We start from the raw sequence: 21,578 nt of genomic DNA, 5'->3' as shown, positions 1-21,578 counted from the left end.
GGGAAGAACCTCCCGACATATTCAGTCACCGTAGTTATTCTGCGACAAACGCCGGACTCTGCAAAACTCTAGGTTTTCGGGCAATTACTCGTACATGCTGACGCTAACCCATATTAAGAATATCCGTGAATCACACAGAAACCTGGATAGTGCCATTTGGGAGAGCGCATGACCTCGGTCAGCAGCGATAGTGCATGTATCAACGCGTGTTAGTGGCAGCCTCGCTTCATTTTTTCACTCCAATGAATGCCGCTGTATTCCGGCCTTAAAAAATCGGGTTGCAGCGTCTTGACGCTCCCCTGTGACAGGCTTATACAAAGGGCGTGGTTCGCTGTCGTCGACAGCCCAGCCCAGCCCAGGTAGCTTGAACCTTCAAGGCTACGCCACGTTCGTGGTGGTTTACCCAAGTGCGATCAGCGTTCGGAGGCTCGCGCGGTTACCGCTTCAGCGGTGATGAATGCCAACTACCCAAGTCCGTAGCTCAACACTGCGGATTCTCATCTGCTGCATCGCTATTCCCCCAGACGCACCGTTCTGATCGTCATCGGCTTGCCGGTGGCGAGTCGTTCATTGCTCGCCTTCACCTTACCCACCCTGACGGGGGCTCACTTCCCCGTCAGGGACTGTGCGTCACCGTTTTCCCTTGAAACAGGAGAACCACCATGGCCCACGCCAACCACTCCCAAGAAGCGACCACTTACTTCAATCTGCACACCGTCGGTATCGGCTACCTCAACCGTGTTCGTGAAGTACAAGTCCGCCGCGGCCAACCCTTCATGGCCTGCGATATCGCCGCGCTGCACGGTGCCACCGATGCCGTGGAGTACACCCGCTTCGACTGCAAAGTCGCTGGGGGCGAAGCTGAACGTTTGATTCGTCTCTATATGGACGCCGTCAACGCCGAGAAAAAGGTCTTGCTGTCGTTCCGTATCGGCGACCTGTGGATCGATCCGTTTCTCTATGAGAAAGGCGATAAGCAAGGCCAACCGGGCGCCAGTCTGAAAGGTCGTTTGCTGTTCATCGACTGGATCAAGGTCAACGGCACGTTCGAATACAAAGCGCCCGCCAAGCAGGAAGCAAGAGCACCTGCTGAGCAAGTGCCAAACAGTGAGTCATCCGCACCGTCGGCTGATGCCGAAGCTGAGGATATCGGAAACCCAACAGAGGCTCAGGTCGAACCTGAATCTCCACCCACTCTCCGTACGGCCCGCCGTGTCGCCACGCGTACTGTTCAGTCCGCCTGAACAATCCCCGATGTTTTACATCAAGGCGCTCAATCGAGCGCCTTTCCTTCAATCAGCACAGGAGAACCGACATGGAATCCTTCTGGCTTTGCGACGACTGCCTATTCGCTGCGGCTTACGAGGACTACAGCAAGTTATCGCTCTACTACACGACGGATGAAATTGAGAAACGCATCGCCGGCATCCATCGAGGACTGGTTCGCTTAATGCCCATCAGTGCCGACTTCGATTCCAACGCCGGCTGGGGAATAAAAGCCTTTTCCTCATCGCCCTGCGACGGTTGTGGCTCACACCTACACGGTCAACGTCACCGATTTACCCGGCTGTGAGCAGCTCTTCATCGGCTAATGCACGCGACTCTTTATCCACCTCGGGGCACACCACTCCCCAAGGGCGTGTACCCCTGATTGCTCCCTTCGGAGGTACCACCATGAGCACCCCACTCACTCTGATTGAAGCCTCGAATTTCGAGGCAAATCGTATCGTCCTAGAAAACCAGCTGATCGACGAAGCGTTGCATATTCTGGATCGTCGGCTGTTCGCCCGCGGCCCTATCCTGACGTCGCCTGACACTGTGGCCTCATACTTAAAACTGCACCTTGCGCAACAAGAGCATGAAGTCTTCGGTGTGATCTTTCTCGATACCAGGCACCGGGTGCTGGCATTCGAAGTCCTCTTTCACGGCAGCATTGATGGCGCCAGCGTTTACCCCCGCCAAGTCGTTAAGCGCTCCCTCGCGCATAACGCTGCGGCCGCCATTTTTGTTCACAACCACCCCTCAGGGTGTACAGAGCCCAGCCAAGCGGACCGCGTTTTGACCGTACAGCTGAAAGAGGCCTTGGCCTTGATCGAAGTGCGCGTACTGGATCACTTCATCGTGGGTGAAGGTCGTCCTCTCTCCCTTGCCGAATACGGCTGGCTTTAACCCTCACAGGCGCCTACGGGCGCCTTGTTCATTTCCATTCTGGAGCATGCCCATGAACCCCACACACCAAGCCCCAGCCCTACTGACGGCCTCAAACCCATTTGCTCGCGGTTACGACCATCTGCATATCGAACGGCTGCTACTGATCACTTACGAAAACACCTGCCCTCCCTGCTTTCGACCCGTGCACGACTCACAGGCCCATCTGCCCGACGATGAACTGCAACTGTTCCCCTGCCTGTTCAATGACGATTTCGCCTTGATCAGCGAAGGTCAATCCATTCCTGAAGAGTTGGATGAACGCTGCCCGTCCACCGGTCTGGTGCGCCACGTGATCTATGCCGTGATGGGCGAAATGCTCAACGAGCGACATCACGTCGGCGATCTGTACTCCCTGGAGGAAGCGCAAGCCATGGTCCATCGCTTGCGCTTCGAAACGGGACACTACAGTCGAGCCTGGGAGATCAGTACCGCACACCTCACTGAAGAAGCATTGCGCTACTTGGAGCGTCGGGCTGACAATTTCGACTCCAGACCAACCGGTCTGCTGTTCGAACCCTTTGCCCTCACGGACTGCAATGGTGTCGGGTGTAAGCTGATCGGCACGCCCTGGACCGACGATAACCTGGTGAAAATCGAGGACTGTCCTTACTCATCACTGAGGCAAGAGCAACTCGATGCCGGTACGCCGGAAGCCTTGGTCAACGTACTGTATTTGGCGGCATTGGCGGGTGTGCGATTGTTGATCTTCGACCCCGACGCTAACGTCTTGGATGGGCTCACCATTTTCGATGAGTAACAACGCGTTCGGCTTAACACGACCCACCTTGAATCGACTTTCTCACTGAATCGCTCCTTCACCTCATGTCAGGTTCTGCACTGAATCTGACATGAGGTTTTTTCCATGGAGCGTTTTTTCACGCCTGTCTGCCTGCTGGGGTTGTTGAGCGCCTGCACCGCGCAACTCCCCAACCCATTGTCGACCCATCCAGCGATCTACAGCGGCTCCAATCGGGCCCAGTTCTCGAGAGATACAGCCGAAGAAAATCATCCGCCAGAACTCCGCTATGGCCGCTATACGCTGGTCAGCACCGAGCCCACCACGGAGCAACGCGATCTTCTCGCTCAAATCATTGAAGTGAACATCCCGTCCAGCCTGAGCCCTTCGGTGCAGGATGCGTTGCAGTACGTACTGCAGCGCTCGGGCTATTCGCTCTGTCCCGATACCGCGACGGTGAAGGTGCTGTTTACTCGGCCCCTGCCGGCGGCCCATTACCGGCTTGGTCCAATCCCTTTGCGCAGCGCGCTACAAGTGCTGGCTGGCCCCGCCTGGCAACTTACGACCGATGAAGTCGGCCGTTCGGTCTGCTTCGAACAACAGAAGGCTGATGTCGGCATCGTGCGGGCCACACCAGGCTCGTCCCATCAGTCGGAGGCACGTTCATGAAGGCCTCGGCGTTTCAAACCCTCATCATTGGGCTGCTTTGCCTGGCGGTCGCCGGTCTGAGCAGTGGTTTATATAACCAGTATCAACGCGTGGCCGAACTGCAGAGCATGAACACGCAATACCGACAAACCCTGGACACCCTGCAACGTGATTCAAGCGCCCTCAAGGACGCCCAGGAGAAGCTGCAGTACGCGCTGAAAGACCTGAAGCAGATGGTCGATACTGGTGAGCAACAGGCCAATACCCTCGATCCGATGTTGGATCAGTGGGCGCAAGAGATACAGGAGCTGCGCGATGGTCTGGCAGCCCGCGCCACCCAGGCAGACCTGACAGCGCTGCGCGCACGCGTTGAGCATGTCGAGCAGCAGCTCCTAGAGCTCAAGACCCAGCCGTCAACTCCACCGTCGACGTCTGCCACAGCCAAGCCGAAAAAAACGGCTCGCCCTAAACCTGCCGCACTCTTGCCACCGTTCTCAGTGTTGAGTGTCGAGTCCCGCGGTGGTGAGCGCTTTCTGGCGGTCGCACCTCATGACAGCCGCTCTCTCACGGATGTCCGGCTGCTGCACAGCGGCGAGCAGTTCGGCGCCTGGCACCTAAAAGCACTGGTGCCGAACTCAGCCATCTTCGCGGTGACCGCTCAGCCAGACCAGACCGTGCACCTCCCTTGAGAAGTGATCATGAACAGAGCACTACTGCCCACCGTCGTCTGTCTCGCTTCGCTACTGGCAATGGGCATTGCAATGGGTAACCCCGTCACGACACCGTCACGGAACCAGGACACGCAGGTCGCGCCCTTGGGACGCTCTGACGCTGAACAGGCGGCGAGCTGGGGCCTGACCGAGCAGGAGTGGACGCGCTTCGAACAGATCCAAGCCGGCCCGCGCGGTTTCTGGAGCCCGAACCTCGATCCATTGACCGCACTCGGGGTTGAGGCCCAGACCGACCAAGAGCGCCAGCGCTATGCCCAATTACAGGTAGCACTGGAAGCCAAACGCGCCGAGCGTGAATTGGCCTACCAAAACGCTTACAGCGCGGCCTGGACCAAGCTGTTTCCCGGGCTGCTGCCGATCCAGGGCATGGCATCTTCGTCCCCTACCAGTTCATCGGTCGCCCCGCGCCCAGCCCTGTTTGTGGAGGAGCACTGTCCTGCATGTACCGCTGAAGCACAACGTCTGCAAAGCAGTGACACGGCGTTCGATATCTACCTGGTGGGCAGCCAAGGCGAGGATGAACGCGTCCGTCGCTGGGCTCGGCAAGCGGACATCGATCCGGCCAAGGTTCAACACCGGCAGATAACCCTGAACCATGACCGTGGTCGCTGGTTCAGCCTGGGGGCCTCGGGGCCATTGCCCGCCACTTACCAACAGGTGAATGGACAATGGCAACGCCTCGACTGAGTGGTATTGCGCTCATGCTGACGATGCTCGCCGTCCAGGCTGACGAACTTCCGCCTCCGGCCTATCAACTGGCGGCGCATGACGCCAGCATCCCTTCTACGGTGCTGTTCGCGATTGCCCTGCAGGAGAGTGGACTCCGCGTCCGTGGTCGATTGCTGCCCTGGCCGTGGACCCTGAACATCGCCGGTAGTCCTTACCGCTTCGCCACTCGCCAGGCTGCCTGTCACGCCTTGCTTCAGGCGCTCGCCCGACATGACCCCAAGCGGGTCGATGCCGGACTCGGGCAAACCAACTTGGGTTACCACGGACAACGTTTCTCCAATCCCTGCGAAGCCCTCGACCCCTACCGAAATCTCGCCGTGACCGCCGCGCTGTTGCAGGAGCATCACGCTGCCACCGGTGATTGGGTGTTGGCTGCCGGACGTTATCACCGCCCGGCAGGAGGAACGCCAGCCGCGCGTTACCGCGCCGGCTTTTCCCGACAACTCGAACGACTGCAGGTGTCCTTCAAACAGGGCACACCACCATGAAGCGAATATCCCTTATCTGCTATTTCATCCTGCTCTTGGCTCCTTTCGCCCAGCCGGAACTGACCGTAGCCGGGGATCAGCCTAGCGACTTCACACAACCCGATTTTCCAGCCATGGGCGTGCCGATAAATAACAGAGTTCAGGCTGATCGGCCCGTGCATGCGGACCTGTCCACCTTTGCCGATGTGGCCTGGATACTGCCGATTAGTAGTTCCCGGCTGAGCCCCGGCCCGGTCACGCCTCGTTCCCTGAAAATGCCCGGCCTGCAACCCTTTTTTCTGGTGGGCGGCGATCCCCAGTCGCTGACTTGGCTGCGTCAACGCGCGGCTGAACTGCAGGAACTGGGTGCGGCAGGCCTTGCCGTCGAAGTGGTCGACACCGAAGCTTTGGCCCGGATTCGAGCAGCCGCTCCGGGCATCACCATCCTGCCGGTCAACGGTAACGACATCGCCACCCGCCTGCAGATTGAGCACTACCCCGTCTTGATCACCGCCACCTCATTGGAACAGTGAGTCAGGTCATGGTCGAGCATGCGATGGAATCCAAGCTCCGGCCAGCGGTGGAGCTGTACACGGTAGCGATCTGCGTCGCTGCCGCAGTGTTGTGCGTGTACTCGCCCTGGGCTGTGGCCCTGTCACCGGAGATCGGTCTGGTTGCGGCGCTGGCCTATACCCTGTTAGGCCTTATCCGGCTGCGACAAGCCTGGGAGGTGCTGCGTTATCGACGCAATATCCGTCGGCTGCCCCGCTACGAGCTGACCAGTCGGCAGATTCCGGTCAGCCGCAAGCGTCTGTTCATGGGCCGCGGCTTTCGCTGGACCCGCCTGCACACCCAGCGCCTGGTCGAGGCCCAGGATCCGGCGGTCGCCCACTATGTCGACCAACCGACCTGTTACCGTCTGGCACGTGGACTCGAACGGCGCCTGGAGCACGCACCGTTTCCACTCTCGACATTGGCCCGTGTCATCGCCTGGGACAGTGCCTTCAATCCGTTGCGCCCTTTGCCCCCGGTAGGTGGCTCGCCGCTGTTGCATGGGGTCGAGCCCAATGAAACGGAAGTTAGTCTGCCGCTGGGCGAACGGGTCGGACACACCTTGGTGCTCGGCACTACTCGTGTCGGCAAGACGCGACTCGCCGAGGTGTACATCACGCAGGATATTCAACGCGTCGAACATGAGGTGGTAATCGTTTTCGATCCTAAGGGCGATGCCGACCTGCTCAAACGCATGTACGTCGAAGCCAAACGCGCCGGTCGGGAAAAGGAATTCTATGTTTTTCATCTAGGCTGGCCAGAGATCTCCGCGCGTTACAACGCCGTAGGACGTTTCGGGCGCATTTCGGAAGTGGCGTCGCGCATCGCCGGGCAGCTCAGCGGTGAAGGCAACTCTGCGGCCTTTCGTGAGTTCGCCTGGCGTTTCGTCAACATCATCGCCCGCGCTCTGATCGAGTTGGGCCGGCGTCCAGACTACCTGCAGATCCAGCGACATGTGGTCAACATCGACGCCCTGTTCATCGAGTACGCCCAGCAGTTTTTCGCCAAGACTGATCCGAAAGCTTGGGAAGTGATCGTCCAGCTTGAAGGCAAGCTCACCGAGAAAAACATTCCCCGGCATATGATCGGGCGCGAAAAGCGTGTGGTGGCCATCGAGCAGTACCTGGCGGTGAAGCGGGTATTTGATCCGGTAATGGACGGACTGCGTTCGGCGGTACGCTACGACCGTACTTACTTCGACAAAATCGTTGCCTCGCTACTGCCGCTGCTGGAGAAACTCACCACCGGCAAGACCGCCCAGTTACTGGCCCCCAACTACACTGACTTAGATGACCCGCGGCCAATCTTCGACTGGATGCAGATCATCCGAAAACGTGGCATCGTCTATGTCGGCCTGGATGCACTGACCGACGCCGAGGTGGCCACCGCTGTGGGCAACTCCATGTTTGCCGACTTGGTCTCGGTCGCCGGACACATCTACAAACACGGCATCGACCATGGCCTGCCCCAATCGGGTAACAACAGTGACAAGTTGCCGATCAACCTGCATGCCGATGAGTTCAACGAGTTGATGGGGGATGAATTCATCCCGCTGATCAATAAGGGCGGCGGTGCCGGTATCCAGGTAACCGCCTACACCCAGACCCTCAGCGATATCGAAGCACGTATCGGCAACCGCGCCAAAGCTGGCCAGGTTATTGGTAACTTCAACACTCTGCAGATGCTGCGGGTGCGCGAAACCGCCACCGCTGAACTGCTCACCCAGCAGTTGCCCAAGGTTAACGTGCTGACCAAGACCCTGGTGTCCGGCGCCACCGACACCTCCGATCCTGAAGCCAACACGGATTTCACCTCCTCCTCGCAGGACCGTGTCAGCAGCACCAGTGTGCCGCTGATCGAGCCAGCGCATATCGTCAGTCTACCCAAGGGACAGATGTTCTCCTTCCAGGCCGGTGGCCAGCTCTGGAAAGTCCGCATGCCGTTGCCAAAACCCTCCAACGACGATGCCATGCCCAAGGACCTGCAGGAACTCACTCAGCGGATGCGGGCGACCTACAACGAGCAGGCGGGACAATGGTGGAGCGCAAGCGGTGGCGGCCCGACGCTCGACTTCGATCCAGATCGGGTTACGCCTCCACGCACTTCTTCAGCGGCGGATGCAAGTGTTCCTGCTCAGGAGGCCCCATGACACCGTCGGCCCTGCAGTGCATCTCGCGGAGTCAAGAAGGATGACTTCAGCTCAGAACCCTCCACCGCAACCCATCCAGCGCCCAGGGCTAATCGTCTCGGCGATTAACCTGGTCCTGCACGTCATCGGTTTGCTGATCGCCTCGTTGCTGTTCTCGATTCTGATCGAGTGGGCCGGTCTGCTGCTGTTCTGGGGTGATCAAGGCCGGCGACACAGTCAGGCGATGCTGAGCAGCGAACTGGGCTGGCTCAGTGAGCACTTCACATCCTCACTGATTATCCAACAGCCTGGACAGACGATTGTGCAGTGGCTGGATTTCCTCCAGCAGTGGTTACTGGTCGAGACCGGTTTTACGGATTTCGCCCAGCAGGCGCGGGCGTCGAGCCAGGACAACGGCTTCTGGAGCGGGATCAATCAGCTGTATGTGAGCATCGAGGATTTTGTACTGGCGGCGGTGTATGTCACTTTCACTTTCGTGGTGCGTCTGACCATTCTGGTCTTGGCGACCCCCCTGCTTCTGCTGGCCATGTTCACCGGCTTCATCGATGGTTTGATGCGCCGCGACCTGCGTAAATTCGGCGCTGGGCGCGAAAGCAGCTTTGTCTATCATCGGGCCAGGCGAGCGGTCATCCCACTGCTGATCGTGCCCTGGATCCTTTACCTGTCCCTACCCTTTTCGCTCAACCCAATGGCGGTACTTCTGCCTTGCGCCGTGATGCTCGGGGTCGCCATGGCCATCACGACGGCGACATTCAAAAAATATCTCTGAGTGCGACACGAATGCTTATCTGCGGAAGTGTTCAGGAGGCTAGCTCATGAGAGGCCCAAGCTCCCAGTCGTAAGGAGCCGCCAGTCCCGCGTTAGTGGACAACCCTCACGGGTGTTTGGCTTCGAGAGGAGTTTGATCATGGCATTGGTTGGTAGACGAGATGGGCGCAATTTTGGCTATGGCCGACAACTGAGTTATGCCGGACCGCAAGCCTTGCGCGATCTTTTTGGCGGCGGGCATTACGCCACGGTCAAGGCGCACAGTGATCGCTGGCAGGCGTTCGTCCGCTGGTGTCGTTCGGAGGATGGGCCGGGGTTTAACGATGCGCGACAGATAGATCGGCAGACCTTGCTGGACTACGCAGGGCATCTGCGCCAACAAGTTGAACAAGGCGCTATCGGCATCGCCACCGCGCAAAACCGGTTGTCCAGCGTGAACCGGACTATGGCGGCGCTTCGCGGCGATCAGTCTGTGGCGGTGCCGAGCCCGAGTAAGGCCTTGGGAATGCGGCGTACCAATGTTCTTCGCTCGACGCCGCAAGGCCAAGACCATGAGCAGGTGAAGCGGATCGTCGACGTGCTCTGCGAACACCAAATGCCGCGCGCGGCGGCCATCGTTCAGTTGGCGCGAGCCACCGGCATGCGCTTGCGCGAGGCCATTTTGGCCGACCTACCGCGCCTAAAACATGAGACCGAACACTACGGCAAAATCAACATCCGAGATGGCATCCAAGGTGGCCAATCACGTGCGTCGGCGCTTCGTTGGATTACGGTAAATGATCCTATTCGTGACGTGCTGAAATTTGCCGAACAGGTTTCACCCAACGGTAGCCGCAATCTGCTTGCACCGAACGAAAGCTATGTCGATTTACAACGGCAAATCGTCCGCCCCACACGAGAGATCCTCCATTCGCACAACCTCAAAGGCTTCCACGAGCTTCGGGCCGCCTATGCGTGCGAACGCTATGAGCAGAGCACTCATCATCTTGCGCCCATCAACGGTGGCCGTTGCTACCAACTCGACCGACGCCTAGATCAGGATGCCCGAGTGCAAATCAGCTACGAGTTGGGACTCGGCCGCATCGACCTGTTATCGACTTACATTGGTGGTCGAACATGAGTAAGCCATTCGATATGAAGCCGTTGCTACTGCTCGCGAACATAGTCCGACATGATCGGATCGGCCGTGACGTGTGAATTGTGCTGGTGGATATTTGGGAATGGCATGGTCTTTTCCTGCTTATTGGGCTGCCTGGGCCTGAGCCGCTTTCGCGGCCTCAACCTTGGCAGTCACGTCCTGGTGGTCGGTGAGTTCGTTGCCGCAACGGCGAACCGAACGCTCACCCGTGCGAATCTGTTCGGTGCAACTGGTCGGCTTCGACTTCTGCGCACGCTTGACGGTCCCACACGACGCGCATTGAGCAATCCAACACTTCATGGCGATTTCAGGTTTGAGCTGTTTCACGACGGCTCTGACGATCTGCTAGGCGCAAAATGATTGCGCAGAGCCCCCAGAAAACTTTCGTCTAATGACCTCACGTCGGTGTAGAGAGTGAGCAGAATTGAACCTGTGTTTTCAGGAACGGCTCCATCAGTAATCTCGTAGCCGCATCGATGCTGATTTTCGGTGCTCTGATTCTCGATTGTCCGTCCTTCAGAAAAAGTCGGGTTTCCGCATTTCTTCAGCCACTCTACGAGACTACCTTCGTACTCTCTGTCGATAACGAACCAGTGCTTTGCTGGTACATGCTGCGATGAGTTACTCATGGGTTAAAGCTCCTACCTACTTTCCGTGATTTCTCGGTTTACTGATCAGACCGCTATTTTGGCCAACGCTTTACCGATGCTAAAAATGGAGCGTTCGCCAGACTCGGAAACTACTGCGAAGGTTTTCGTTTGAGCGTATTGACCTGGCCCACGTGGCCTGTTGTCCCAGACAGCAATCACATCAACTGTGTCTTTTACCTCTCCACCCCAGCTGTCGAGTTGGCAATATCGATGGTAGATGTCGAGCACGTCAGACCGATCAGGATCTGAGAGTTTGTCATCGATGGCCGTCCGCTCGCGTAAGGCGTCGAAGTAAGCTTTAGCAGCGCCGAGGGTGTTATAAACCGTACCGCTTTTCACAATGACTTTCTTTGCCATGCCGATTTCCCGTGATTATTCGACTTTAGTGTTTGGGTCAGACTGGATGAATATATCCAAGAAGCTCGTCACCTCTCCGAAGTCCGGTACAGTGTCAAGATAACGTCCGAATGAGCTGCCACCTACATTTCTGAAAAGCATGCAAAGGTAGGGATGATACGTCTCGAAGAACTCAGTCAGCTTGACCTGTTCGATCCTTTCATACGTCACATGGCCTGCAATCTTGTTCCGCATGGATCGAAAAGCGGGACCGAAATTTTGATCGACTGGTAGCATGCGTTCGTATTGAGAACGTGGGTGGATCTTGGCGGAGACAGCGCCCCTATCGATGCTCGATAGCCACTGATTGGCCTGAAGGTGAACCTGCTCATTCAGTGCCCCATCAGCGTACGTATGCGCACCGACTTTGCTTTTTTCCTCACCAATTCTTATGGCCTGCTCGCCTTTCACCCAGGCTTTTATCCTAGGGCAACTTTTGATATCGGCGACTTGATGGTCCCGCGCAAAAAGGGCCATATACAGTTCGTACAGATGGTGAATGAAGCTGGAATAGGCATTGTAGGCCCGGTACGCCCGCTGATGACTATGGCCCTGCATGACAATGGACTCACCTTGAGCGACGAAGAGTTCAAAGGCATCTTTACACCGAAGATACTCATGCCGGATAGCCATGCAATGCAATCGATCGGTGTCACTGTCCATTTCTTTTTCCATTGTGTCTGTGACTGTCGGCAGACGACCCGATAAATCGGCTCTCGACATGCCCGCTAGCGGGCATGCAACAACTATTCTTTGATCAACCCACTTAAAGTTTTTCAGCAGAAATCCGCATATTTGTTTTGCCGGCAGCGCTAGGCAAGACCAGAGACAGATAAGTTCGCGCCTCGAAGTCAGAAAGCTCAATCCATGCGCCTGTTTGCTTGGCGAAAGTGAGTCCATTGATGATGGTATTAGTCAGCGCCTGCAGGCTGGTCCAAACCTCATCCTTAAAAATCCGATACTCGCGCTTGGCTGGGTTTCCTGCCGAGTTTTCGAGCGTGAGAGAAAGGTACAGATTGTCGTAACCGTTACCGTTGTGCTTGATGACGTAATCGAATTGCTCAACTTTGTACTTAGCCACTGATTCCATCCTCCGTAATGAGGGGCGCACTTCGTGCCCCGTCTACGGCCTCGGCCCAACATGTGCTGGGCTTGGGCATTACCGGGAATATTCATGGACATTACAGTCGAGGTGCTTGGTCGAACGCATTGAGATGGTTATCAGCAGACCAGATATAAACTCGTCTCGCCGGATTCAGTGAGCAAAGACGTTGCCAGTCATGAATAATGGATAGGTCACCGAGCCCACTGCCACGCATTGCGTGTGCCGGATTTTCCCTTATCAAACCAGTTTTAAGCCTTCGGACTTCTGACCAGTATCGTCATCGCCTGTTTTTCGCCTCGCTTCACTCATTCTGACGTGAAGCTTCACCGCGCCTTGGCTGGTGATCACGCCACAGATTTGCAGCGTCACGATCTGGCTTTCCAAAATTCCTTGAAAGCGGTGATACATAGCTTCTGCGGGGTCCAGCTTCAGCCAATTCGCAAGGTTTCGCTCGAAACGTTCAATTTCGCTGGCTCGTAAAGGGTGCGGCGGTTTCTTAGCTGCCATGCGCGACTTTCCATTATTCGTTTAGTCGGTGAAAAGGCCTGTGTTAAAACACTGGGACTAGATTCTGTTAAGTATCCAGTGACTCGTCCCACTCAGCACCAAGCACCCAACTTAGTGCGGACATCCTCCCGCTCAATAGTCCCCACTCAAAATCGTCCCACCCAAGGTTCTCCCTGCCAAACTTCGCTTCGATTCGTAAAGCTGCACCCTTAGCTTTAGCTAAAATATCCATTTGTTCTGGATTGAGCGTTTCCTTTCCGCTAGCAAGCCTGTGCAGCCAGTTCTGATGGCGATTCCACCAAACCTTATCCCACAGATCGTTGTATTCACTGAGGATCGACGCATCGTTACGACGGAGTACCAGAGGCCGGTACCCATCTTCATCGTCAGATGGTATCCACTCGACTTTGTCACCATCGTCGTTGTATCCGATCTTGTGGCCGTTAGGCCCGTTTTCACCAGGCTTGACCGGATCCACTACTTGCGAAGCATCCCGCTGGATGCCCCGAATCGGGTGCAACGCTGAAAATTCTTGGTTCAGCTCCCTTAGAATAACCACGAGATCAGGATCGAAGCGGGTGATTTCTATGCCCGCATCCTGCAAGCGAAGCTCACCAAGCCCTCGAATTGTTTGATTTGGGTCCAGCGTGCCGATGACAACTCGCCGTAGGTTTCTTTCAATCACTCGATCGGTACACGAAACCTTCGGATGATTCCTATGCGTGCAGGGTTCCAGGGTCGAATAGAGCGTGGCGCCCTCAAGGTCTATCCCCTTCAATTTACGTTCGAGGAGCGTGTACTCTGCATGTTCGCCCGGTTTGAGTTCTCCTCGATATGCGGATGCCAGAATTATCCCATCCCGGACAACGACCGCCCCAACCTTTGGAGATATCTTCCCATCCTCGCTCACACAGCTAGAAGCAAGGTCTATGGCAAGCTGCATAAACTCACGACTGTCGCCGACGTAATGCGTATTTTTCGACATAAGTATCCTTTCTTTTCCTGCCAGGTACTGAAAAGCAATAAGCATCCCATACGGGCTTAGCCCGTCTGAGCGGGTTGATGGTGCAGCAGGCTTTTCCTACTTTGCTGGTGCCGAGACCTTATCCGGCAATCAGTGGGCTATATCGCGGCTCAAATTATCAATCCCCGAAGATCTGCCAATGCCGTAATCACGGGCGACTCTCAGCGTCAGCGGTTTGCGGGGTTTTTGCGTCTCGAAAGTGGATATGACAGTCAATGCTTCGTGGTAAATGGCTGCATCGAACCACTCCTTACGCCCGCCAGCTCCATATGGTACTGCTGGCGGCTCTGTTCTTGCCCAATCAAACAGGCGCTTTAGCCTGCTTTCGGCCGCTATAGCGCACGCCTTGTCGTGAAAGGAAAAGCTAATACTGCGGTCAAGGTCGAACTCGCATTCGAAGGCCAGGGCACGCTGAATCCAGTCACCTGAATAGCCGATTTTGATGCTCGAACTGGCTAAGTGAAGAAGCATATAGACGCGATAAAGCGGAACGTTTACTGCCGCATAGACTAGCGTAGGGACTTTTACACCGTATCGTTTGAGCAGCGTTGAAACGAAGATTCGCTCACCCGGATATTTTTCGGTGTACTTGGAAGCGCTCCGGGTAACCTTCTCAGCCCCAATTTTCTCAGCCAGGTAAAGCAGGCGGCGAGCGTCCATATCGTTCTCAATATGGACCCCGTAATGGTCCGCTGGTAAGCCAGCTAAAAACGGACTCGACTCATTCATGACGATTTTCCTATGCATCAGCAATTTCGGCTCGCATGGTGATTATCTTCGGCAAGAGCCGCTTCCGAATTTCGTCAATCAATTCGGTTATCTGCTCACATTCATCCTTCGTAAAACGCAAAGATGGTGCACCGCGTACGTCCGTTAGCGCCTCAGAATCTATCCGCCATGGCTGGACTTTATGGTGCTTGCTGTCCGAATGTGCGTATACCTCGTGGCGAAGGTCCATCAGCTGCTTATGCAGAGCTGTCGCGCCTTGACCTTCAGGCAAAGTACCTTCTGGAAGCCGTGGCCATCCGTAGCTTTTGGTGAATGCTCTCGCGTAGCTAACAACGAGCGCCGTAACAAATGCGGATTGCTGCATGTAGATGGAGCCCCGACGCTCCCAAGGTGCTGAGTGCCAGCCTTTTTTCAGCAAATGTTGTGCATATTGGCGTGCAAGCCCCAGGTCCTCGGCGGCGACGTAGAGGCGTTCATACAGTCTCTGCTTTTGTTCACTAGCGGCGTTTGAAATGTCCATTTGATGAGGCGTTTCCCTTAACTTTTAGCTTCTGGACCGATAGCTGCTGGTCGACGCTCATCGCACCACAGATCTAGGCCAGCAGCGCGGTGTACAGTCGCCCCGTCCTCAATCCGTATCCAATGCTCTCGCAGAATTCGATAGCGATCCGCATCACGGCGTAGGGCGTCCAGCTCGTTATCTGCGGCCCCGATCAAGGCAGCCGGGGTATTTACTCGGCATATGAGCTTCCACGCTTGGGGTCTCCACCTAAGATCGCGTCACACTATCCTTAGTGACTCGTGAAGAGACATCGCTGATCGCTGTGCGCCTATGCTGCGGTTCACTTTGCCTGTTTAAGCTTCTTGAACACCGAAAGCAAACGGTCTGCAGACCCTTTCGCTTTTTCTGAAGTGTCACATTCACTAGCTTTAATGCGCTCAAAGTGCACGCCTTCGTGCAGTAGCATTGTGGTTCGCGCGTGAGCTTCAGCAGGCGTTTCTTGATGCACTGTGTCGCCATCAACCTCAACGACCATGACGTGTCCGGCCTGGATGATTACAAAGTCAGGTTCTATACGCTTGTACTCAGCGCCGCCTCGGATGAAAACTGGCAACGGAGCAAAGGAAACCCCCATTGACTTGAAGGCACGATATAGGTGTATTTCGGGTTGCGATCGAAAAATCAGCCCGTCAACGGAGAGTGGCGCCACATTGTCTGATCGCACGCGTCCCTGATTCGATATCTTGGACCCGGACAACCATGCTGCCGCTTTTTCACGCCATTGCGGATCCTCGACAACAGCGGGTGAAATGATCACCCCACCAAGAAGATCGTTCGGTGTTTTGTTTGCGATTACCTCATATTTCTTGAGAATTGCAGCCTCAAGCTTATCTTTATGTGGCTCGATCTGAGGATACAAATTGAGGGGGGCATGGAGAACAAGGTTGTAGTAGGTTGTGCCTCCATTCCAGCTATCGTAGTGCGACTCAATGATTTCAGGTGTCGAGTAGGTCAGTACGGCAACTTCCTGCGCAGCCCCTTCGGACGCAAACAGCCTTGCAAGAGTGCCAAGAGTGGGTTCTAGGGTGACAAGAAAGGGTGGATTCATATTTTTTCCGTTGTGTCTGTGACTGTCGGCAGACGACTCGTTGAATCGCCTAGGGGCTTGAGGTCAGTAGCATCAATCATTGGCAAAGCTTTTTTCCCGCTCAACTTAAGGACTGATCATTTCCCAGATTTGATCACTCCAGGGAACTCAGTCATGCCAGTAGCGCTGAAGAAGGACATACGGTTCTGCTGGTTCACAAGATCGTAGCGAGCCGTGTGATGGTCCATGGCTCTGACAGTTGGCGACCATAGTGTGAAACCTAGATCTGACGTATCAAGCTCCACGATCAACGCAGACACGTCTAGAGCCCTACAGGACTGTAGTGTCTTGTGCTTAGTCGAAGGGAACTTGATCTTGAACACCTCGTTGTAATGAGGCTGGAAATACCGAATCAAACCAGCCTCAACCATCGCAATTTTTTGCTTCTTGTCCGGTGGGTTTTTGATAGCACCCATCAAGCGCTTTTCGTTAGAGTCATCTGCGATCGCGCCCGTAGCTCTGCCATCCATCGACGCGAAGACCTGCTCATGGTCGAATTGGAGCATAAACACAACGATTTCGTTGTCAGGGGTCGCATGCGCAGACAAAGCGAGAATCTTCTGAAATGTAGAGTGGCTTGTCAGACGCTGCTGGGCCGAGCGATTACCCTGACCGATGGCTTGGCCCACATACTGAACCTCGAAGCGGTTCAGCACACCATCTGAGTTTTGAACGCCCAAGATCGATGCAAAATGCGTGGCCGCTAGATAGCGAATGGGCTCGCCAGTGGCGTTGTAGGTCCATAGCTCTCGAAACGGGTAGTCACACCGAATCTCAATTGCGCCGTCCGACAATTCAAATGGCACATCATTGAAATCTACAAGGTTTTCTTTGCCTGAAATCTTATAGCAAATTTGGCCTGACAAAATTTTTCCATCGTGTTTCAAACTATCAGCGATGAAATACGCATTGGGCCGAGTTGCAATTATGTAAATGTGACATTTATCAACCTGGTCTTGACCTTCGTTGAGAACCCCATCAGACATAATCTGGTAGGCCGTCATCATCGTCGTATAACTATTCATGTAGCCAAAAGCATACTCAGTGACATTTTTTCTTTTCATTGCTTGCTAGGCCATGTCGAAACTTCCTTAAATTTACGTGTCACTGGTCAATCCCTCGATTTCGCGGACGCGAAAATGGCGCCCTTCCACTGGCTTAGCCCCGACTGGCGGGGCTTGGGGTGTGGCGGCGATTTCCATAGTGGGGCAACCTTAGCTCCTAGCGGATCTATCTCATCAGCAAGGCAGAGGTTTCTTTCATAGCCGCTTCAAGGTTTTCAAAAATGTCATTCGCGAAATTTTCAATCAACCCAATGCTTGTAATTACGGTATTTTCATCTATGACGTGACGTTCATCATCGATCGTTTTACCGTCTCGGTGAACCAAGTCATGACGTTTGTCGATCACCTTCTGCATCGCGGCCATATACGTGTCCGGCAACGGCTGGCCAGCGATGATGCTGACGAAATGCTTGACGGTTACAGGGTTGTGGTAAAGCTGCTCGTTGAGAATCCCCAAAACAATCCCGTTCAGGCCAAGATCTGCAATCTCTCTAAGCTGGAATTTCCGGCTCTTGTCTTCCCCAAGCTTGCTGACCATACGATTCATCAGGTGTGGATAGGCTAAGACCGTTGCCTTTAACACATCACCCACCATGGCTTCGAAAAGTGTAACTGCGTGGACGTAGGCCATTTTCTGGAGCATTGCGGCGTCGAATGGATCTGCTTTTCTGCTCACCAACAGCCTAAGTTGCCGAAGTTTCCCAGTAAAAATGCTGTACGTTTCAAGAAATGGGTGTTCCTCGAACCACTTCATTTCCGCTTCGTACTGCTCGTACTGGTAGTCCAGTTCTCGCAGTCGATCCTGATCCATCTGCACCTCCATAGCCCAATCAGCAGAACGTCCCATTAGCCTTTCCTTTCAACGGTTGGACAGGAGAAATCGCACCTGACAATGTTAGAAGCCTTTTCCTATCTATCACCACGGAGCTGCGCCCGTAAGATTTTTCAGATGCTGGGACACAGTGACTTCACAACGATCTACGATTTGGGAAACGTGAGTCAGGTAGCGTGTGCCTGTATTTTTGGCAACAGGTCTTGCATCCCGAATTCGATGAGCAATATTGCCTCGAATAGTAATGAAATCATCTAGAGCAGCTTCGGCTTGGACGGCACTCATTTTTTTCCAGCGCCAGTGACTGCTAAGCTGATTCAGGCCAACCATGTTTTCAAAGAGGCCGTTCACCTGGGCCGTCTTTGGCGTATTAAATTTCTCAAGCCAAGCCTTATGTACTTCGCCTTTATGCCGTTTTACAACGTCGCGCCAGCCCCCGTCCGCGATCTCCCATACCAGAAGAGGGTTTTTATCTTCACGAAGTACTTTGACCGCTAAGCTCTTGACCTTATTGGGTATGACCGTTGAGTCCTGAGCATTCAGCAGTAGGTAATCGAAAGCCTCAACCGCAAGGTCTTCGATGTAAGACTCCCAGCACGCGGTGACAAAGATGATGGCCGATCTGTTGAGCACTTCAACCCCACGTTTACGGCCTGGGCCTTCTCCAGCGTAGTCCTCGTGTATGGCCCAAAGCTGCTCTATATCAGCCTTGTTGACTTCAAAAACATCTTTTGAATTGGATGGCATTTATGGGTTCCCTATCTGCTTTTCGCAGACGCGAAAATAAGCGTCCCTTCTACGTCCTCGCCCCCAATGGGCCGGGGCTTGGGTGTACCTGGTGCGCATTTTCCTTATCGTTCGGCACGTCGCGCCAAGGCGCGCTGCATGCGTGAATGTCCGGCTTTACACTAGGTGTAAAGGTGGTCAATTCCGATAATGATTAATCCGTTACTGCTCGGCAGTAGTACGTCCAAACCTTCATCGGCTGACCATCAGCATCGAGCTTTTCAGCCTTCAACTGAAACGACTCGTTGTTGTAGAGGTAGACCATGTCTTCACAGGCTTCGCGTGTCGCGTACTGCGTACCCGCTTTGGAGTTTTCGGTCTGACAGGGAGCGCTGATGGCCATTGACGCGCAAACGATAGAATTCATCAAAAAATGCATGTCCGATTTTCCTCGACTACTCGGCCACCAGGTCATCGGCTATGTTCAGCTTGATGCCGCGCATCAAATCGAGCCAGTCAAAGAAACCTTTTGGTGCTTCGTAGTAAGCGGCCATTTGTTCGACTTTCGACAGCTCAACCAGATCGCTAGGTTTCGATGCGACTACGTTAGCCAACTCATTAATTGCGGCCTGGATCAGAGCCTTGTTGCCGATACTCACTCCTGACCAGTCGGCAGATTGCAGAGCCTCAATCAGGGCCGATTTCTTCAGTTCACTCATGGCACATTTCCGTTAACTCGCGGCGCTGGCCGCTGGGGCTCTTGTTTTGCCGACACGAGTGCCCAGTAGCAGGGAATGCATGTCGGCCTCGTAAATGGCATGACTCTGCCATCCAAGCAAATCAAAAATGGCTTTGGCTCGAGACTCATACGGAGGCTTCACGGAGAAGGCACCAGGATTAGCTACGTCGAGCTTCAAAAACACGTCTCGCCACGAGGCTTCTGTGGCAGTGGCCTCGTAATGCATCGCTTGATTTCGACCCTGCCACACTATGTCGCGCACACAGATACCCGCGATGACTCGCCCTTTGTTCGAATATCCCTTAACCTTTTTTCCGGCGATAGACATACCCTGCTTGGCGATTTGAAATACGGAACCAGCAAGGATATTTGCGGAGCTTTCAAAAGTCTTTAAAGCTTGTTTTGTTGCCTCAAGCTTGGTCCGCTGCCGCGCTATTCTTTCCACCTCGTCCGGTAGACTGTCAGTGGTTACCCTCTCAGCTATTTCCAAATCTCGACGCTGTCTCTCCAACCTTTCCTTGAACTGCCCCATTTCCACATCCTGAAGGGCGAGCATTTGAATGAGCTCTCCGGACACTTTGCTAGTCCGTTTGAGGTAGTCCGTGGATCGCTGTTTTTGAACATCAAGCGCCGAATCAACGGTGGAGGAACTTGAGTTGCTCATTCTTAATTCCTTTCTATTCGGACATATTGACCTGGGCCTCGACCGTGGCCAAAAATATTCCTGCATCGCTCAATCTATCTGGCGAAATATTCGACCTGTTCAATTTGTTCAGAACTGCTGTTTCCTGATGGGTCAAAAGCACCAGACGATAATTTTTTCGGATATAGGAAAGGATTTCGTCATTTGTGGCACCGTTGCCAACAATCTGGATCACTTCTTTTGTAAAAGCTCTTTTTGGCAGGACGTGCTCAATCAAGACGCTATCACCACGCTGTCGGGCCTGATGAGCATCCACGCTGCATTCTGCATTCAGATCTTTCTTCAGATTGTTGATATGCCTGAGGGATGGATATTTAACGCGTTGACAAAGCAGGTCGAGTATTCGTTCTACGGAATGAATGGCCCCACCATTATCAGTGAAACCGGTAGCAATAGCCTTGTTTCTCGCTTCGATGAATAAGCGCAGTGCTGGCAAAAGTATAGAAGGACTGTATTTTCCATGCATAATTCTTTGCCTGTTTCGCGGACGCGAATATGGGCGTCCTTCTACTGACCCGGCCCCGCACAATGGCGAGGCTTGGGGGTTGGCCGATCTTTCCTAAGCTGCTTGCTTGGTGGTTGACCGTTGTGGTTACGCCCATTTGCGCAGGGGGCTCAAGGCTGCTCACGCCAGAACTGGGCACTGTAATTGTTGAGCCCTCGCCTATAGGGATCGGTTGTCGCCAGGAATGTCGGCGGGATCGCGTTTCCATCACCTCCCCCCTGAAATATTCTCTGACCGAATGGAGCGCCAACCTCATCAGATGCTCCCATTCGTAATACAGCTTGTCCTGTCGATCCTGCTCCTGTTTGGCGGCGCCCGGCTTCCGATTGGGGATTGGCATGGTGTAGTCGGGTCGCGAGTCGACGTCGTGGGATAAGGTTATGTTGCCGTACGTCCAGTCATCTTCGATCGCTCGGCGCCAGCGGTAGCTCACTCGCAGAGTCAGCCGTTCGCTGAAACGGTGGGGCGGCATGATCTAGTCATAGACGTGGAAGAGTTGCCCTTCCTTCTCTTCAGTTTCCACCCGGTGCTTCATCTGTCGGACGGCATGCGCCAGATCACTGCCGGCGCGTCGGACGCTATCTTCCGTCTCAGCACGCTTTTTTTCCGCTTTCGCCTTACAGTGCCCCGCCAGCGCCGGCTCGAAAACTCGAAGTTGTGACGCAACGTACAGTCCGCAACTCTCGAGTCGGAGACTATGCAGAGCACCCGGGCGCTCCTCATACACGCCCTGCTCGATGAGCTTGTCCAACACGTCGGTGTCGACCGCTCTCAGGGCATCCTGTTCGTCGCGAGAAATGTTGATTTCACCCATACCTTT

Annotated in this window: 30 protein-coding genes; 12 read left to right on the top strand and 18 right to left on the bottom strand. The window is 54.7% G+C overall.

The annotated features are described in order from the left end of the window. The first annotated feature begins 662 nt into the window (after window positions 1-662). From J1N02_RS23785 to J1N02_RS23730, 12 genes are all read left to right on the top strand, one after another. A complete protein-coding gene (locus tag J1N02_RS23785) occupies window positions 663-1,244 on the top strand; it encodes an STY4534 family ICE replication protein (protein WP_421147850.1) in 582 nt (193 codons plus the stop codon). 71 nt (window positions 1,245-1,315) lie between these two features. Further along, window positions 1,316-1,573 (top strand): hypothetical protein, encoded by a 258-nt coding sequence (locus J1N02_RS23780; RefSeq protein ID WP_421147849.1) that lies wholly within the window; start codon window positions 1,316-1,318, stop codon window positions 1,571-1,573. 101 nt (window positions 1,574-1,674) lie between these two features. Further along, complete coding sequence (gene radC / locus J1N02_RS23775) at window positions 1,675-2,169, top strand: RadC family protein (RefSeq protein ID WP_421147848.1); 495 nt, start codon at window positions 1,675-1,677, stop codon at window positions 2,167-2,169. Between the two features lie 52 nt (window positions 2,170-2,221). Then, complete coding sequence (locus J1N02_RS23770) at window positions 2,222-2,968, top strand: ABC transporter substrate-binding protein (RefSeq protein ID WP_421147847.1); 747 nt, start codon at window positions 2,222-2,224, stop codon at window positions 2,966-2,968. 105 nt (window positions 2,969-3,073) lie between these two features. Then, complete coding sequence (locus tag J1N02_RS23765) at window positions 3,074-3,616, top strand: PilL N-terminal domain-containing protein (protein ID WP_421147846.1); 543 nt, start codon at window positions 3,074-3,076, stop codon at window positions 3,614-3,616. Continuing rightward, entirely contained in the window at window positions 3,613-4,284 is a 672-nt protein-coding gene (locus tag J1N02_RS23760; RefSeq protein ID WP_421147845.1) for a chemotaxis protein, read from the top strand. Before J1N02_RS23765 ends, J1N02_RS23760 begins: the two co-directional genes overlap by 4 nt. Window positions 4,285-4,293: 9 nt before the next feature. Continuing rightward, a complete protein-coding gene (locus J1N02_RS23755) occupies window positions 4,294-5,013 on the top strand; it encodes a TIGR03759 family integrating conjugative element protein (RefSeq protein ID WP_421147844.1) in 720 nt (239 codons plus the stop codon). Beyond that, window positions 4,995-5,543 carry a hypothetical protein gene (locus J1N02_RS23750; RefSeq protein ID WP_032702925.1) on the top strand — a complete coding sequence of 183 codons (549 nt, stop codon included), beginning with the start codon at window positions 4,995-4,997 and terminating at the stop codon, window positions 5,541-5,543. Before J1N02_RS23755 ends, J1N02_RS23750 begins: the two co-directional genes overlap by 19 nt. Then, window positions 5,540-6,055, top strand: coding sequence for an integrating conjugative element protein (locus J1N02_RS23745; protein ID WP_421147843.1), 516 nt, complete (start codon window positions 5,540-5,542; stop codon window positions 6,053-6,055). The genes J1N02_RS23750 and J1N02_RS23745 overlap by 4 nt, the downstream gene beginning before the upstream one ends. A gap of 8 nt (window positions 6,056-6,063) precedes the next feature. Next, window positions 6,064-8,223, top strand: coding sequence for a type IV conjugative transfer system coupling protein TraD (traD, locus tag J1N02_RS23740; protein WP_421147842.1), 2,160 nt, complete (start codon window positions 6,064-6,066; stop codon window positions 8,221-8,223). A gap of 40 nt (window positions 8,224-8,263) precedes the next feature. Beyond that, window positions 8,264-8,992: a TIGR03747 family integrating conjugative element membrane protein gene (locus tag J1N02_RS23735; protein ID WP_421147841.1), complete on the top strand. Its 729-nt coding sequence runs from the start codon at window positions 8,264-8,266 to the stop codon at window positions 8,990-8,992. 138 nt (window positions 8,993-9,130) lie between these two features. Next, on the top strand, window positions 9,131-10,111 hold the full coding sequence (locus J1N02_RS23730; protein WP_421147840.1) for an integrase domain-containing protein: 981 nt from the start codon (window positions 9,131-9,133) through the stop codon (window positions 10,109-10,111). Between the two features lie 120 nt (window positions 10,112-10,231). Here J1N02_RS23730 and J1N02_RS23725 read toward each other — a convergent pair whose 3' ends face one another. From J1N02_RS23725 to J1N02_RS23640, 18 genes are all read right to left on the bottom strand, one after another. Then, window positions 10,232-10,456: a hypothetical protein gene (locus J1N02_RS23725; RefSeq protein WP_421147839.1), complete on the bottom strand. Its 225-nt coding sequence runs from the start codon at window positions 10,454-10,456 to the stop codon at window positions 10,232-10,234. Further along, window positions 10,453-10,758 carry a hypothetical protein gene (locus J1N02_RS23720; RefSeq protein WP_421147838.1) on the bottom strand — a complete coding sequence of 102 codons (306 nt, stop codon included), beginning with the start codon at window positions 10,756-10,758 and terminating at the stop codon, window positions 10,453-10,455. The genes J1N02_RS23725 and J1N02_RS23720 overlap by 4 nt, the downstream gene beginning before the upstream one ends. 45 nt (window positions 10,759-10,803) lie before the next feature. Then, on the bottom strand, window positions 10,804-11,136 hold the full coding sequence (locus J1N02_RS23715) for a hypothetical protein (RefSeq protein ID WP_421147837.1): 333 nt from the start codon (window positions 11,134-11,136) through the stop codon (window positions 10,804-10,806). A 15-nt stretch (window positions 11,137-11,151) separates the two neighbouring features. Next, complete coding sequence (locus J1N02_RS23710; protein ID WP_421147836.1) at window positions 11,152-11,838, bottom strand: hypothetical protein; 687 nt, start codon at window positions 11,836-11,838, stop codon at window positions 11,152-11,154. A gap of 103 nt (window positions 11,839-11,941) precedes the next feature. Then, complete coding sequence (locus J1N02_RS23705; RefSeq protein ID WP_421147835.1) at window positions 11,942-12,256, bottom strand: hypothetical protein; 315 nt, start codon at window positions 12,254-12,256, stop codon at window positions 11,942-11,944. 261 nt (window positions 12,257-12,517) lie between these two features. Beyond that, on the bottom strand, window positions 12,518-12,787 hold the full coding sequence (locus J1N02_RS23700; protein WP_421147834.1) for a hypothetical protein: 270 nt from the start codon (window positions 12,785-12,787) through the stop codon (window positions 12,518-12,520). 67 nt (window positions 12,788-12,854) lie between these two features. Continuing rightward, window positions 12,855-13,772 (bottom strand): deaminase, encoded by a 918-nt coding sequence (locus tag J1N02_RS23695; protein ID WP_421147833.1) that lies wholly within the window; start codon window positions 13,770-13,772, stop codon window positions 12,855-12,857. Window positions 13,773-13,901: 129 nt separating this feature from the next. Then, window positions 13,902-14,540: a hypothetical protein gene (locus J1N02_RS23690; protein WP_421147832.1), complete on the bottom strand. Its 639-nt coding sequence runs from the start codon at window positions 14,538-14,540 to the stop codon at window positions 13,902-13,904. 10 nt (window positions 14,541-14,550) lie between these two features. Beyond that, on the bottom strand, window positions 14,551-15,060 hold the full coding sequence (locus J1N02_RS23685; protein ID WP_421147831.1) for a hypothetical protein: 510 nt from the start codon (window positions 15,058-15,060) through the stop codon (window positions 14,551-14,553). A gap of 322 nt (window positions 15,061-15,382) precedes the next feature. Then, on the bottom strand, window positions 15,383-16,150 hold the full coding sequence (locus tag J1N02_RS23680; protein ID WP_032699574.1) for a hypothetical protein: 768 nt from the start codon (window positions 16,148-16,150) through the stop codon (window positions 15,383-15,385). A 116-nt stretch (window positions 16,151-16,266) separates the two neighbouring features. Beyond that, window positions 16,267-17,253 carry a hypothetical protein gene (locus J1N02_RS23675; protein ID WP_421147830.1) on the bottom strand — a complete coding sequence of 329 codons (987 nt, stop codon included), beginning with the start codon at window positions 17,251-17,253 and terminating at the stop codon, window positions 16,267-16,269. 166 nt (window positions 17,254-17,419) lie between these two features. After that, entirely contained in the window at window positions 17,420-18,100 is a 681-nt protein-coding gene (locus J1N02_RS23670; RefSeq protein WP_421147829.1) for a hypothetical protein, read from the bottom strand. 69 nt (window positions 18,101-18,169) lie between these two features. Further along, a complete protein-coding gene (locus J1N02_RS23665; RefSeq protein WP_421147828.1) occupies window positions 18,170-18,832 on the bottom strand; it encodes a HEPN domain-containing protein in 663 nt (220 codons plus the stop codon). A gap of 193 nt (window positions 18,833-19,025) precedes the next feature. Next, a complete protein-coding gene (locus J1N02_RS23660; protein WP_421147827.1) occupies window positions 19,026-19,250 on the bottom strand; it encodes a hypothetical protein in 225 nt (74 codons plus the stop codon). Window positions 19,251-19,266: 16 nt separating this feature from the next. After that, window positions 19,267-19,530 carry a hypothetical protein gene (locus J1N02_RS23655; protein ID WP_421147826.1) on the bottom strand — a complete coding sequence of 88 codons (264 nt, stop codon included), beginning with the start codon at window positions 19,528-19,530 and terminating at the stop codon, window positions 19,267-19,269. Between the two features lie 12 nt (window positions 19,531-19,542). Further along, window positions 19,543-20,214, bottom strand: coding sequence for a hypothetical protein (locus J1N02_RS23650; RefSeq protein WP_421147825.1), 672 nt, complete (start codon window positions 20,212-20,214; stop codon window positions 19,543-19,545). Between the two features lie 13 nt (window positions 20,215-20,227). Next, entirely contained in the window at window positions 20,228-20,719 is a 492-nt protein-coding gene (locus J1N02_RS23645; protein ID WP_421147824.1) for a hypothetical protein, read from the bottom strand. Window positions 20,720-21,233: 514 nt separating this feature from the next. Then, window positions 21,234-21,572 (bottom strand): hypothetical protein, encoded by a 339-nt coding sequence (locus J1N02_RS23640; RefSeq protein ID WP_421147823.1) that lies wholly within the window; start codon window positions 21,570-21,572, stop codon window positions 21,234-21,236. Window positions 21,573-21,578 lie beyond the last annotated feature (6 nt).

This window comes from Pseudomonas sp. NFX5 (assembly GCF_049132125.1).
In the GTDB taxonomy this organism is placed as follows: domain Bacteria; phylum Pseudomonadota; class Gammaproteobacteria; order Pseudomonadales; family Pseudomonadaceae; genus Aquipseudomonas; species Aquipseudomonas marginalis.
This window is presented reverse-complemented; position numbering and strand designations above follow the sequence as displayed.